The organism is Pseudomonas sp. KSR10 (assembly GCF_022355455.1).
Lineage (GTDB): Bacteria > Pseudomonadota > Gammaproteobacteria > Pseudomonadales > Pseudomonadaceae > Stutzerimonas > Stutzerimonas stutzeri_E.
In genome coordinates, this window is sequence record NZ_JAKOEN010000019.1 from 1324763 (window position 1) to 1338418 (window position 13656).

11 protein-coding genes and 1 pseudogene are annotated in these 13656 nt (G+C 62.3%); 6 read left to right on the top strand and 6 right to left on the bottom strand.

The window, feature by feature from the left end; genetic code table 11:
• The first annotated feature begins 17 nt into the window (after positions 1-17).
• From MCB86_RS14955 to MCB86_RS14965, 3 genes and pseudogenes are all read left to right on the top strand, one after another.
• Positions 18-2411, top strand: coding sequence for a PAS domain S-box protein (locus MCB86_RS14955; RefSeq protein ID WP_239611368.1), 2394 nt, complete (start codon positions 18-20; stop codon positions 2409-2411).
• Positions 2408-2797 carry a response regulator gene (locus tag MCB86_RS14960; RefSeq protein WP_239611369.1) on the top strand — a complete coding sequence of 130 codons (390 nt, stop codon included), beginning with the start codon at positions 2408-2410 and terminating at the stop codon, positions 2795-2797. Before MCB86_RS14955 ends, MCB86_RS14960 begins: the two co-directional genes overlap by 4 nt.
• A pseudogene (locus MCB86_RS14965) lies at positions 2790-4425 on the top strand (diguanylate cyclase). The gene MCB86_RS14960 and the pseudogene MCB86_RS14965 overlap by 8 nt, the downstream one beginning before the upstream one ends.
• 200 nt (positions 4426-4625) lie before the next feature.
• Here MCB86_RS14965 and MCB86_RS14970 read toward each other — a convergent pair.
• Positions 4626-6119 (bottom strand): aldehyde dehydrogenase, encoded by a 1494-nt coding sequence (locus MCB86_RS14970; RefSeq protein ID WP_045164266.1) that lies wholly within the window; start codon positions 6117-6119, stop codon positions 4626-4628.
• Between the two features lie 199 nt (positions 6120-6318).
• Between MCB86_RS14970 and MCB86_RS14975 the strand changes: the two genes are divergently transcribed.
• Positions 6319-7644, top strand: coding sequence for an aspartate aminotransferase family protein (locus tag MCB86_RS14975; protein ID WP_239611370.1), 1326 nt, complete (start codon positions 6319-6321; stop codon positions 7642-7644).
• A 64-nt stretch (positions 7645-7708) separates the two neighbouring features.
• On the opposite strand, the gene rpmG is transcribed toward MCB86_RS14975, so the two are convergent.
• Positions 7709-7864 carry a 50S ribosomal protein L33 gene (gene rpmG, locus MCB86_RS14980; protein ID WP_014854577.1) on the bottom strand — a complete coding sequence of 52 codons (156 nt, stop codon included), beginning with the start codon at positions 7862-7864 and terminating at the stop codon, positions 7709-7711.
• A gap of 11 nt (positions 7865-7875) precedes the next feature.
• Positions 7876-8112: a 50S ribosomal protein L28 gene (gene rpmB / locus MCB86_RS14985; RefSeq protein WP_019339373.1), complete on the bottom strand. Its 237-nt coding sequence runs from the start codon at positions 8110-8112 to the stop codon at positions 7876-7878.
• Between the two features lie 595 nt (positions 8113-8707).
• Here rpmB and MCB86_RS14990 point away from each other — a divergent pair.
• The gene (locus tag MCB86_RS14990) at positions 8708-9490 is read left to right on the top strand and encodes an IclR family transcriptional regulator (RefSeq protein ID WP_045164393.1); all 783 of its coding nucleotides are present in this window, start codon (positions 8708-8710) and stop codon (positions 9488-9490) included.
• A 16-nt stretch (positions 9491-9506) separates the two neighbouring features.
• Here MCB86_RS14990 and MCB86_RS14995 read toward each other — a convergent pair whose 3' ends face one another.
• Positions 9507-10085 carry a TetR/AcrR family transcriptional regulator gene (locus tag MCB86_RS14995; RefSeq protein WP_045164268.1) on the bottom strand — a complete coding sequence of 193 codons (579 nt, stop codon included), beginning with the start codon at positions 10083-10085 and terminating at the stop codon, positions 9507-9509.
• A 92-nt stretch (positions 10086-10177) separates the two neighbouring features.
• Here MCB86_RS14995 and MCB86_RS15000 point away from each other — a divergent pair, with 92 nt between their 5' ends.
• A complete protein-coding gene (locus MCB86_RS15000) occupies positions 10178-11080 on the top strand; it encodes an alpha/beta hydrolase (protein ID WP_045164269.1) in 903 nt (300 codons plus the stop codon).
• Positions 11081-11279: 199 nt separating this feature from the next.
• On the opposite strand, the gene MCB86_RS15005 is transcribed toward MCB86_RS15000, so the two are convergent.
• Together MCB86_RS15005 and MCB86_RS15010 are read right to left on the bottom strand one after the other, a co-directional pair.
• Positions 11280-12422, bottom strand: coding sequence for an acyl-CoA dehydrogenase (locus MCB86_RS15005; RefSeq protein ID WP_239611371.1), 1143 nt, complete (start codon positions 12420-12422; stop codon positions 11280-11282).
• A 12-nt stretch (positions 12423-12434) separates the two neighbouring features.
• On the bottom strand, positions 12435-13631 hold the full coding sequence (locus MCB86_RS15010; RefSeq protein ID WP_239611372.1) for an acyl-CoA dehydrogenase family protein: 1197 nt from the start codon (positions 13629-13631) through the stop codon (positions 12435-12437).
• Between the last annotated feature and the right edge of the window lie 25 nt (positions 13632-13656).

A 13656-nucleotide genomic window follows, 5' to 3' on the forward strand; every position in this document is an offset into this window, starting at 1 on the left:
CGAGAAAGGACCGCCAGATGGAGTCACCGAAATCGATGCCCGCCCCCCGTGAGCTGTCCCGACTCGCTGCGCTGCTGCGCTACGAGATTCTCGACACGCCGGACGAGTCCGCCTTCGACGATTTCGCCCAATTGGCTGCATACATCTGCGACACCCCGATCGCCCTGATCTCGCTGGTGGACGACCATCGCCAGTGGTTCAAAAGCCGCATTGGTCTGGAGGTCAGCGAGACGCCACGGGACATCTCCTTCTGCACTCATACCATCGAAGGTCAGGGCATTTTCGAGATCGATGACGCGAGCCAGGATCAGCGCTTTCGCGACAACCCGCTGGTGACCGACGACCCGCACATCCGTTTCTATGCCGGCGCGCCGTTGACCACCCCGGATGGCTACAACCTCGGCACGCTGTGCGTGATCGACCGCCAGCCGCGTCAGCTCAGCGAGGCGCAACGCGGCGCCTTGGTGCGCTTGAGCCGCCAGATCATGCGTCTGTTCGAGGAGCGTCTGCAGGCGCACCGCTATGCCGAGCAGGCAGCGCTGCAGCAGGCCCTGCTCAACAGCGCCGCGAGTGCGATGCTGGTCACCACCGCCGAAGGACGGATATCGGGGGTCAACCCGACGGCCGAGCGCCTGTTCGGCTATTCCGAGCAGATGCTGATCGGTCATCCACTGACCTCGGTACTGTTTCCGCCGGCCGCGCTGGCCCGCCGCGCAGCCATCCTCAGTAACGAACTGGGTGAGCCCGTCGCGCCGGGGTTCGCCGTGCTGACCGCGCCGCTGCTCGAAGGGCGTCGCGAGATGCGCGAATGGCGCCTGCTGCATCGCAACGGCGGCAGCGTGCCCGTGCTGCTGAATGTCTCGGCGATCCATGACGAACACGAGCTGCTGCGCGGCTACATCGTCAGCGCCTATGACCTGGCCCATCAGGAACACTTACAGCTACGTCTGCAGCAGATTGCCGCGCAAGTCCCAGGCATGCTGTTCCAGTTCTGCTGGAAGCCCGATGGCAACAGCTCATTCCCCTACCTCAGCGAAGGCGTCGAAGACATTTACGGGCTGAGCGCGGCCGAGATGGCGCCAAGCATTGGTCCGGTCTACGAACGGGTTCATCCCGAGGATCGCGAGCATGTGCTGGCGAGCATCCGCCACGCAGCCTCGACGCTCACGCCGTGGCATTTCGAGCACCGGATCAACCATCCGCGCAAGGGTTGTATCTGGGTCGAGGCGCGCGCCACGCCTATGTGCCAGGCGGATGGCTCGGTGCTCTGGCACGGGTTGGTGACCGACATTACCGAGCGCAAGGCCGAGCAGCTGGAGCTGGACAAGCAGCAGGAAATGAATCGGCGCCTACTTGAGGCGCTGTCCGAAGCCGTCGTGGCCTGCGATGCCGAAGGCAATCTGACCCTGTTCAATCACACCGCCCGACGCTGGCACGGGCTCGACGCGCAACGCCTTGCACCAGAACAGTGGCCGAACGTCTACCGCCTCTACCACGCCGACGGCGTGACGCCGATGGCTTACGACGAGGTCCCGCTGATGCGCGCGCTGCGTGGCGAGCAGATCCGCAACGTGGAAATGGCCATCGTGCTGCACGGCAAGGCCCGCCATGTGCTGGCCAATGCCGATCCAATGTATGCATCCAATGGCCAGCAGAGCGGTGCGGTGGTGGTGCTGCATGACATCACCGAACGCAAGCAGATCGAAAACCTGCAGCGTGATTTCGTTTCGACCGTCAGCCATGAACTGCGCACGCCGCTGACCTCTATCACCGCTTCGCTGGGGCTGATTTGCGGGCAGGTGATGGGCGAGGTGCCGGAGCATCTGCAGGAGTTGCTCGAGATCGCCCACCAGAACAGCAAACGCCTGAGCGCGCTGATCGATGACCTGCTCGACATCGACAAGCTCAATGCCGGCAAGATGCGCTTCGAGTTTCAGCGGCAACCGCTGCAACCATTGCTAGAGCAAGCCCTTCGTAGCAACCAGGGGTACGCCGAGAGCTATGCTGTCACTATCGAACTGCGCAGTTGTCCGGCCGTATTGATCGAGGTCGATACGATGCGTCTGGAACAGGTATTGAGCAATCTGTTGTCCAACGCGGCGAAATATTCACCGCCTGGTGAAACCGTTGAACTGTGGGCCGAGGCGATCGGAGAGCACAGGGTACGCGTAAGCGTGCAAGACAAGGGACCGGGAATCGCCGATGCATTCCGCGCGCGGATATTCAGCAAGTTCGCCCAGGCGGACGCCTCCGATACCCGGCAACAAGGCGGCACCGGCCTGGGATTGGCCATCAGCAAGGAGTTGATCGAGCATATGGCCGGACAGATCGGTTTCGATTCGACACCCGGTGCAGGCGCCTGTTTCTGGTTCGAGCTGCCCTGCCATCCGCTGCACGAGCCTCGGACGTGAAGCCGCTGCGGCGAATCCTGCATGTCGAAGACGTGCCTTCCATCCGGGTGGTGACCCGGGTCGCCCTGGAAAAAATTGGTGGCTTCGAGGTGCTCAGCTGCGCCTCTGGCCAGGAAGCGCTGGATCAGGTCCAACACTTCGCCCCGGACATGATTCTGATGGACATGATGCTGCCGCGAATGAGCGGTATGGAGCTGCTGTGCCAGCTGGCGCAGCTGATCGACTTGCGGGCCACGCCGGTGGTACTACTCACCGGCCAGTCGCACACGCCCACCGATCCGGAAGAATTCCGGCGGCTCGGTGTGCGCAAGCTGCTTCACAAACCCTTCGACCCCTTACAGCTGGCGGCGCAGCTGAATGAAGTATGGAATGCTAAGCATGAATGACAGCGCCAACGAAGCGTTGCACGACCAACTGCGGGCTCTGAACGAGAAGTTTGCCGACCGCCTGAAAGAGGAATTGGCGGCCCTCGAACAAGGTGCCGAGCGGTTGTTGCTGATTCGTGAGCAGGAGCAGCGCCGGCAGATGGTGGTTGATCTTCACCAACGTCTGCACCGCCTGGCGGGCACGGCTGGCACCTTCGGCTTCACCGCTCTGGGCGAGCAGTCGCGGTCGCTCGAGCAGCGTGCCGATTGCTGGCTGAACGCGGCCAGGCCCAGCGGTCAGGCACTCTCCGCGCTGACTCAGGCCATCCACCAACTGGCCGCTGCCGCGCAGACCGGAACCCTCGGCCAGGCCGAGCCATTGGAGAACCACGAACAATTGCCGGCAGGCTGCCGCATTTATCTACTCGAAAAAAAATGTCGAAGCCGGACAGGAAATGTGCCGAACATTGAGCAATTTCGGCTACGACGTGCTGCTGTTTCCGGAACCCCACCTTCTGCAGACCGCTATCCACGGGCAGTTGCCGGACGCCCTGATCGTCAGCCAGCACGAGGCTGAGCTCGAGGAGGTGGACAGGCTGCAGCAGACCCTGGAATCGCCGTTGCCCCTGCTGGTGATCGGCCATCACGTCGATTTCGACAGTCAGTTGGCGGCCGTACGCGCCGGCGCTAAAGGCTATTTCACGCGTCCGCTGGACGTTACCCAGCTGGAAAACAAGCTGGAAAACTGCCTCAACCTGCAGCTAAGCGAGCCATACCGAGTGCTGATCGTCGATGACGATACCGATCTGGCGGCGCGTTACAGCCTGGTGCTGCGCAATTCGCAGATGCTGGTGCAGACCCTGACCGATCCCAGCCAGCTGTTCGAGGTCATGCGGGCGTTCAATCCCGAGGTGGTGCTGCTCGACATGAACATGCCAGATTTCACCGGGCTCGAACTGGCCCAGATGATTCGGCTCAATGACGAGTGGTTGCGCGTGACGCTCATCTACCTCTCCGGCGAAACCGACATCAACCGGCAAATGGCGGCGCTGCTCAAGGCGGGCGACGATTTCATCACCAAACCCATCGGCGACGGCGCCTTGACCGCCGCGGTGCTTTCCCATGCACAGCGAGCCCGCGCGCTGAGTATGGCGCTGTCGCGCGACAGCCTCACCGGGCTGCTCAAACATGCCGATATCAAGGAGCAGGTCGCCTTGGAAGTGGAGCGCGCGCTGCGCAGCGGCAAACCCGCGAGCGTGGTCATGCTCGATCTCGACCATTTCAAGCAGGTCAACGACCAGTACGGCCACGCGGCCGGTGACAATGTCATCCGATCGCTGGCCAACCTGATGCGTCAGCGCCTGCGCCGCATCGACAGCCTCGGCCGCTATGGTGGCGAGGAATTCGTCGCGGTATTGCCTGACTGCAACCTGGAGCAGGCCAGGCAGATCTTCGATGAAATCCGTCAACGCTTCTCAGCGCTACCCTTCCATGCAGATTCCAGGGTGTTCAGCGTGTCGCTGAGTGCCGGCATCAGCGAGACCGACGGCCATTCCAGCTCATCGGCATTGCTGGAGCGAGCCGATCAGGCCCTCTATGCCGCCAAGCACAACGGCCGCGATCAGGTTCAGATCGCGTTACCGCGCTAATCGCCTCGTCGCGCGAAACCAGGCGAACCGCTGCGCAGTCCGGGACTCCAACTACACTGTATTAAATCTTGCAGCCACGTCGCACGCCCCCAGGTTTGCAGCGCTGGACGTAGCTAAAGCCGATTCCATTGCGGTCCATGCTGAACCACGGCGCGCGCAGAAGGTGGATGTGAAAAGCGACATCCACCCTACCTGTATCGTCAAAGCTTGATCCAGGTGGCCTTCAGCTCGGTGTATTTGTCGAACGCATGCAGGGACTTGTCGCGGCCGTTGCCGGACTGCTTGAAGCCCCCGAACGGCGCGGTCATGTCGCCGCCGTCGTACTGGTTGACCCAGACGCTACCGGCACGCAATGCCTTGGCGGTCAGGTGCGCCTTGGACAGATCCGCCGTCCACACCGCCGCGGCAAGGCCGTAGGGGGTATCGTTGGCGATGGCCACGGCTTCGGCCGCGGTGTCGAAAGTGATCACCGACAGCACCGGACCGAAGATCTCTTCCCGGGCGATCTTCATGGCATTGCTGACGCCATCGAAAATGGTCGGTTCGACGTATAGTCCGCCAGTGTCCTGCAGGGTCCGCTGGCCACCGATCAGCACTTGGGCGCCATCATTGCGCCCCGCCTCGATGTAGCCGAGCACGGTATCGAGCTGCTGGGTGTCGACCAGGGCGCCAACGTTGGTGGCCGGGTCCAGCGGATTGCCCGGCTTCCACCCCTTGAGCGCCTCGACCACCAGCGGCAGGAAGCGCTCCTTCACTGAGCTCTCGACCAGCAGGCGCGAGCCGGCGGTGCAAACCTCGCCCTGGTTGAAAGCAATGGCACTGGCCGCCGACTCGGCAGCCGCCTGCAGGTCCGGCGCATCGGCGAAGACGATGTTCGGGCTCTTGCCGCCCGCCTCCAGCCAGACGCGTTTCATGTTCGACTCGCCCGCGTAGATCATCAGCTGCTTAGCGACCCGGGTTGAGCCGGTGAACACCAGTGTGTCGACGTCCATGTGCAGCGCTAGCGCCTTGCCGACCGTATGACCATAACCGGGCAGCACGTTGAACACACCTGGCGGGATGCCGGCTTCGATGGCAAGTTGCGCCACGCGGATCGCGCTCAGCGGTGATTTCTCGGAGGGTTTGAGTACCACCGAGTTACCGGTGGACAACGCCGGGCCGAGTTTCCAGCAGGCCATCATCAGGGGGAAATTCCAAGGCACGATGGCTGCCACCACGCCGACCGGCTCGCGGGTAACCAGGCCCAGCTGATTGTGCGGGGTGGCCGCCACTTCATCGTAAATCTTATCGATGGCTTCGCCGGACCAACGCAACGCCCGCGCCGCACCGGGAATGTCCACGCCCAGGGCATCGCTGATCGGCTTGCCCATGTCGAGGGTTTCCAACAGCGCCAGCTCTTGCGCATTGGCTTCCAACAGATCGGCGAAACGGATCATCACGGCCTTGCGCTTGGCCGGCGCCAGCCGCGACCAGACGCCGGATTCGAAGGCCATGCGCGCGCTGATCACGGCACGATCGGCATCAGCCTCATCGCAGCTCGCCACTTGCGCCAGTACCCGCCCGTCGACAGGGCTGATGCAGTCGAAACTGGCTCCAGCCGTGGATGCCGTGTATTCGCCCTGGATGAAGGCCCGGCCTTCGATGTGCAGATCGCGAGCGCGCTGTTGCCAGTCGGCAAGTGTCAGGGTGGTCATGGGGCATCCTCGGTATCTGTCGAACAATCAGAAGAGCACCCTAAACCAGCAGTGCCAGGCCTATCAATATTTTTTACGAAACTGCTGTTGACGCCTTGTTTTGTGCGTTTTATCAAACATAGACTCGCCGAAACCGCTGTGCGCTGGAATGACGTCGCGTTACAGCATAGCCGTCAAAACTGTCCTGTCGGAGCGAGTCATGGCCAACGATCTGCACGCTGCCGCGTCTGCCGAACACTTCTGGATGCCCTTTACCGCCAATCGCCAGTTCAAAGGCAGCCCGCGCCTGCTCGAAAGCGCCGAGGGCATGTATTACACCGCCAGCGATGGACGCCAGGTGATCGATGGCACCGCCGGGCTCTGGTGCTGCAATGCCGGTCATGGTCGCCGCGAAATTACCGAGGCGGTCAGCCGACAAATCGCCCGCATGGACTTCGCACCGACCTTCCAGATGGGTCATCCGCTGGCCTTCGAACTGGCCGAGCGGCTGGCGCAGATCAGCCCGACCGGACTGAACCGGGTGTTTTTTACCAACTCGGGCTCGGAGTCCGCCGACACCGCATTGAAAATCGCCCTGGCCTACCAACGCGCCATCGGCCAGGGCAGTCGCACCCGCCTGATCGGTCGCGAGCTGGCCTATCACGGGGTCGGCTTCGGTGGCATTTCGGTCGGCGGCATGGCCAACAACCGCAAGGCCTTCGGCGCGCTGCTGCCGGGCGTCGATCATCTGCCGCATACCTTGGACGTCCAACGCAACGCCTTCAGCCGTGGCCTGCCGCAGCACGGCATGGAAAAAGCCGACGAGCTGGAGCGCCTGGTCACGCTGCATGGTGCGGAGAATATCGCGGCGGTGATCGTTGAACCGATGTCCGGCTCGGCCGGCGTCGTTCTACCGCCGCTGGGCTACTTGCAGCGTCTGCGCGACATCACCGCCAAACACGGCATCCTGCTGATATTCGATGAGGTGATCACCGGTTTCGGGCGCGTCGGTGAAGCTTTCGCCGCGCAGCGCTGGGGCGTCACGCCGGACATTATCACTTGCGCCAAAGGCCTGACCAACGGGGCGATCCCTATGGGTGCGGTGTTCGTCGCCGAAACGATTCACGACGCCTTCATGCAAGGCCCGGAAGGCGCCATCGAGTTCTTCCACGGCTACACCTATTCCGGTCACCCGGTGGCCTGCGCCGCTGCGCTGGCGGCCCAGGAGATCTACCAGCGGGACAACCTGTTCCAGAAGGCCATCGAGATCGAGGATTATTGGCAGGACGCGCTGTTCAGCCTGCAGGGTCTGCCCAACGTCACCGATATCCGGACCGTTGGCCTGGTCGCCGGCGTCCAGTTCGCCGCCCACCCTGAGGGCGCCGGCAGGCGCGGCTACGAGGTGTTCCGCCAATGCTTCGAGGATGGCCTCCTAGCGCGCGCCAGCGGCGACACCATCGCCCTGTCGCCAGCACTGATCGTCGAGCGTGAACACATCGACGCGATGATCGAGCGCCTGGCTGACGCCATCCGCAAGACAGCCTGACAGGAGCGCTAGCGCAGAAACGAAAAAACCCGCCGAGGCGGGTTTTTCTTCAAGGGCCGATCAATTACTTGATCTTGGCTTCCTTGTAGATCACGTGCTTACGCACAACCGGATCGTACTTCTTGATTTCGATCTTGTCGGGCGTGGTGCGCTTGTTCTTGTCGGTGGTGTAGAAATGGCCGGTACCGGCGCTGGACACCAAACGGATCAGGTCACGCATGATAGTTCTCCTTAAACCTTTTCGCCGCGAGCGCGGAGTTCAGCCAGAACGGCGTCGATGCCGCGCTTGTCGATGACGCGCATGCCCTTGGCAGTCAGGCGCAGACGGACGAAGCGGTTCTCGGACTCGACCCAGAAGCGGTGATGCTGCAGGTTCGGCAGAAAACGACGACGGGTTTTGTTGTTCGCGTGGGAAATGTTGTTCCCGGTTACCGGACCCTTACCGGTAACTTGACAGACTCTCGACATGCCTCAGCCCTCTAAAACCACATGCCCAACCCGGCATGGGTTGGCCGCTTGAATTCAAATGTCTTTTTTGGCGCTCAGCGCCACGTTTCGTTGGGGTCTTACCGGCTACGCGGCAAGCGAAGAAACCGGGCCCCTAGAAAAGAGCGCTGCTTTATATCAGAAACCCCCCCGAGCAACAAGCGCGGAGTGACTTTTCCTCGCTGGCCCCGCTCGTCTCGAACACCCGCCAGGCCGCACCGTGGCCGGATCGCATGAATTCGCCATTCGTCGCCTCGCAGACTTAGTCGTCTACCTTATATAGGCTTATAGCGTCGAAACGGACTGCCGCAGCTGCAGCGGCCAAGGACATTGCCCGGCAGGCGCTCGCCATCAGCGGCTAAGCCTCCAATCATTGGCGTCCAGGCATCCGAAATCCTCGGAGGAAAAGGCTTCCGGTCACATAGAGCGAATTATTATTTTACTGTGCGGAATTCAGATTCGCTTTTATTGACTATCATGGAATAAAGTTCCCCGCAGCAACGGGTCCATGCCAGGCTTCGGGGCGATCTGCTATCGTTCGCCCCCGCTGCCCACTACCAGACAGACTGACACCACCATGAGCGATGTTGAAGAGATCGAGAACCCCAAGGACCGCAAGTTCGTCGAGGCCCTGTCTCGCGGCCTGGATGTGTTGCGCGCCTTCACCCACGGCTCGGTGGTGATGGGCAATCAGGACATCGCTCGCATCACCGGCTTGCCCAAGCCTACGGTGTCGCGCATGACCTACACCTTGACCAAGCTCGGCTACCTCAGCTACTCCCAGCAACTGGAGAAGTACCAGCTCGATTCCGGCGTGTTGGCCTTGGGTTATGCCTATGTGTCCAACCTGCGCGTGCGCCAGCTGGCCAAGCCGTACATGGACGAGTTTTCTCGTCGCACCAATACCTCCGTGGGCCTTACCTGCCGCGATCGGCTGTCGATGATCTACGTCGAGAACTGTCGTCCACCCGAGATTTCGACGCTGCGGATGGATGCAGGTGTGCGCCTGCCGCTGGCCACCACCTCGGCAGGCCGCGCCTTTCTCGCCGCCACACCGGAAAAAGAGCGTGAGCACCTGATGGCCGCGCTGGAAACCAAATACGGCGAAGACTGGCCCACCATGAAAAAGTCGCTACAGGAGTCCTTCGAGGAATTCCGTCAGCATGGCTTCTGCTTGTCCCTCGGCGATTGGGACCGCAATGTAATGGCCGCTGGCGTGCCGCTGCACCTGGCCGACGGCAGCATCATGGCGTTGACCTGTGGCGCACCGTCGTTCCAGCTCAGCGAAGAAACGCTCAGGGGCTCATTGGCGCACCAGTTGGAAATGCTCGCGCGTGACATCGAGAGTCTCGGCGTCTGACCTACGCGGGCAACCACTAGGCTTTGACACTCGCCCAGGCGATGTCGGCGAGCAGATCGCGGCAATCGGCCAACGGCGTTCGCGCACGCCCGGCCAACCAGTTACGGGCCATGTCGTGACAGGGCCCGATCACCACTGCAAGGAAGCAGTCGCCGGGCATGCGGCGAAAGGCGCCGCTGTCGCGATGGCGACGCAGAATCGCAGCAACTCGCTCGCCATGGGTTCGATTCACCTCACGTAGACGCTCGCCCATTTCTCCCGCCTCGACCCGACCACGGTTATGCAGCACGAAGCGCGCCCAGTCCGGGTTCGCCACCACCCAATCGATATAGCTGGTAACGAAGAGTTTTACGCAGGCCTCGGCCTCCAGCGTCTCGATCAGCCCGGCCTCCAGCAATGCGGCATACTCGCCGATGCCTTCCAGATACAGCGCCGCAATGATCCGCTCGCGGTTGCCGAAATGGTGATAAAGGCTGCCGATGCTCGCGCCGGAACGGTCGCGGATCATCTCGATGGTGGTGGCTTCCACTCCGTTTTCGGTGAAACAGGCCAGCGCGGCCTGGAGAATTTCCTGCTTGCGACTGCTTCGGGCCATCGGCGCTCCGATTAGAATAATGTTCTAGAATTAATTTCTAGTGTTCGTATACTGCACCGATCCAGGCACAACAAACAGGACCGGAGAAGAATATGGCGACGATACAGGCCGAAGCACGCTCAATCGACAACGGTAACGGCCATCAGCTGGCCAGTTGCTGGTATCACCCCGCCGATACACCTCGCGGTGCCGTGTTGATCGCTCCAGCGATGGCTGTGAAGCAGGACTTCTACGCCCATTTCGCCAGTTGGCTCGCCGAGCGCGGATTTCTGGTGGTGACCTTCGACTACCTCGGCATGGGCCGGTCCCGCCATATTCCTTTACGCCAGCTCGAGGTGAACATTCTCGACTGGGCCCGCCACGACTGCAGCGCCGTACTGGCAAACGTTGCGGAAGCGGCCGGAACGCTACCGCTTTATTGGATTGGCCACAGTGTCGGTGCGCAGATCCTGCCGTTGGTCAAAGGCCATGAGCAACTCGCCCGTATCGTCACCATTGCCGCAGGCAGCGGTTACTGGCGCGATAACAGTCCACAGATTCGTCGCCAAGCCTGGTTGCTCTGGCATGGGTTGGCTCCGCTGCTCACGCCTCTGTTCGGCTATTTCCCCGGTGGGCGTATCGGTGCAGTCGGCGACCTGCCGGCGGGCGTCATTCGTCAGTGGCGTCGCTGGTGCTTGCATCCTGATTACCTGGTTGGCATCGAGGGCGACCCCATGCGCCGTGCGTTCGCCGAGGTACAGACGCCGCTGACGTCCTTGTCGTTTACTGACGACGAGATGATGTCGGCGCGCAATACCGAGTCCTTGCATGGCTTCTACACCGCCGCACCGAAACAGATGCGCCGCATCGCCCCAGACGAAGTCGGTGCCGATCGCATCGGCCACTTCGGGTTCTTCCGCCGCGCCTTCGCACCTACACTCTGGACGCAGTATTTGTTGCCGGAGCTGGAGCAGAGCCACCAGGGCCAAACTGGTGCGCTGGCAACGGCGACGTAGCCTCATCGCCACCCACGACATCATCTACGTGAGCCGCAAATCGCCTGCGATCGTAGGGTGGATCACGCTTCACCGATCCACCGCAATGCGGCGGCGCCAAGCCACCCGCGCGGATGTAAAAGGCGACATCCACCCTACCGGCGCCAGCCGACAAAAAACCCGCTCCTGAGAGCGGGTTCTTGCGTTGCAAGCTGGCCGATTACGCCACCTGCATCAACTTCGCATAGGCCTTCAGATGATGATCATCATCACCGAACTGGTGGGCGATCATCACCAGGCGCTTGGCGTGGTGGGCGAGGTTGTATTCCCAGGTCATGCCGATGCCACCATGCAGCTGAATCGCCTCCTCAGCCACCTTGCGCGCGGCGCGGGCGCAGATGTACTTCGCCGCGGCGATGATACGACGGCGGTCGTCGTTGTCTTCACCATCGGCAAAGGTCGCGGCGAGGATCGCCATGCTGGTGGCCTGCTCCAGCTCGGTCTGCATGTCCACCATGCGGTGCTGCAGCACTTGGAACTTGCCGATCGGCACGCCGAACTGCTTGCGCGTCTTCAGGTAGTCGAGGGTCAGCTTGCAAGCTTCGTCCATGCTGCCCAACGCGTCGGCGCATTGCGCGGCGATAGCGCGGCCCTGCTGGTAGCGCAGCGCCGGGAGCGCGTTGCCGATCTCGCCCAGCACGGCGTCGGCGCCGACCTGCACGTTGTCGAGGAACAGTTCGCAGCCCTTGCGCCCGTCGATGGTCGGGTAGACGCGACGGCTGACGCCTTGGGCAGTCGGATCGACCAGAAACAGGCTGATACCCGTTTCGTCACGGCTATCGCCTGCCGTACGTGCCGAGACGATGATCTTGCCGGCGCTGTGGCCGCCGATCACCACGGCCTTGCGTCCGGACAGGCGATAACCGCCGTCCACCGCTTCAGCCTTGGTCTGTACATCGTTGAGGTTGTAATGACTCTGCGGCTCGTCGAGCGCCACCGCCAGTTGCAGCGAACCGGCGGCGACCTGGGGCAGCAGGTCCTGCTTCTGCGCGTCTGAACCGAGCTGGCTGAGCAAGCCGCCGCCAAAGATCACCGATTGCAGATACGGCTCCAGCGTCAGGCCACGGCCCAGCTCGGTCATGACCAGCATGGTTTCCACGCCGCCGCCGCCAAAGCCGCCGATCTCCTCGGCAAACGGCACGGCGGTCAGGCCCAGCTCGCCCAGCTGGCCCCAGAACTCGGCGGAGAAGCCCAGTTCCGACTCGCTGAATTTCTCGCGCTGCTCGAACGGGTAGGCGTCGCGCACCAGACGCGCCGCGGTGTCTTGCAGCATTTGCTGTTCTTCAGTCAGTTTGAAGTCCATTGCGGTGCCCCCTTACAGCTCGAGAATCATCTTCGAGACGATGTTCTTCTGGATTTCGTTGGAGCCGCCGAAAATCGACAGCTTGCGCATGTTGAAGTAGTCGCCGGCCAGCGACGCGCTGTAGTCGGCGTGCAGCAACTCGCCGTCGTAGTCCAGCTGCAGCTCCTCTTCGAGGAAGGGCAACGCGTAGGGCCCGATGACCTTGCGCAGCAGGTGGGTGATGGCCTGACGGATCTCGGTGCCCTTGACCTTGAGGATCGACGACTCGGCGCCGGGCACGCCGCCTTCCTTCGCCGCGGCGAGGATGCGCAGGGTGCTCATTTCGATGGCCATCAGCTGCATCTCGACCTCAGCCACCTGAGCGCGGAACAGCGGGTCTTCGAGCATCGGCTTGCCGTCGCTCACTTCCTTCATGGCGATGCGCTTCAGATGCGCCAGCGCCGCCTTGGAGGCACCGATGCCGGCCAGGCCCGTGCGCTCGTGGGTCAACAGGTACTTGGCGCAGGTCCAGCCCTGATTTTCCTCGCCGACGAGGTTTTCCACCGGCACGCGGACGTTGTCGAAGAAGACTTCGTTGACCTCGTGGTCGCCGTCCAGGGTGATGATCGGCCGCACGCTGATACCGGGGCTCTTCATGTCGATCAGCAGGAAGCTGATGCCGCGCTGCTGCTGGGCTTCGGGGTCGGTGCGCACCAGGCAGAAGATCATGTTGGCGTGCTGCCCGAGGGTGGTCCAGGTCTTCTGGCCGTTGACGACGTAGTGGTCGCCATCGCGCACGGCACGGGTCTTGAGGCTGGCAAGGTCGGAACCGGCGCCCGGCTCGGAATAGCCCTGGCACCACCAGTCTTCACCCGAGAGGATGCGCGGCAGGTAATGATCCTTCTGCTGCTGGGTGCCGAACTTGATGATCACCGGTGCGACCATGTTGACGCCGAACGGCACGCTACGCGGCGCGCCAAAGGCGGCGCATTCCTCGTCGAAGATGTGCTTTTCCACTGGGCCCCAGGTGGTGCCGCCCAGCTCCACCGGCCAGCCCGGCGCGTACCAGCCGCGCTTGACCAGGATCTGCTGCCAGCGCTGATGGTCTTCCTTGGACATGTGCTTGCCGAGCTTGACCTTCGCGGCGATGTCCGCGGGCAGCTCGTTTGTCAGGAAGGCGCGCACTTCATCGCGGAAGGCGAGCTCTTCGGCCGTGTAGTTGACGTTCATGGGAAGGTCCTCATGGTGCGTTCGG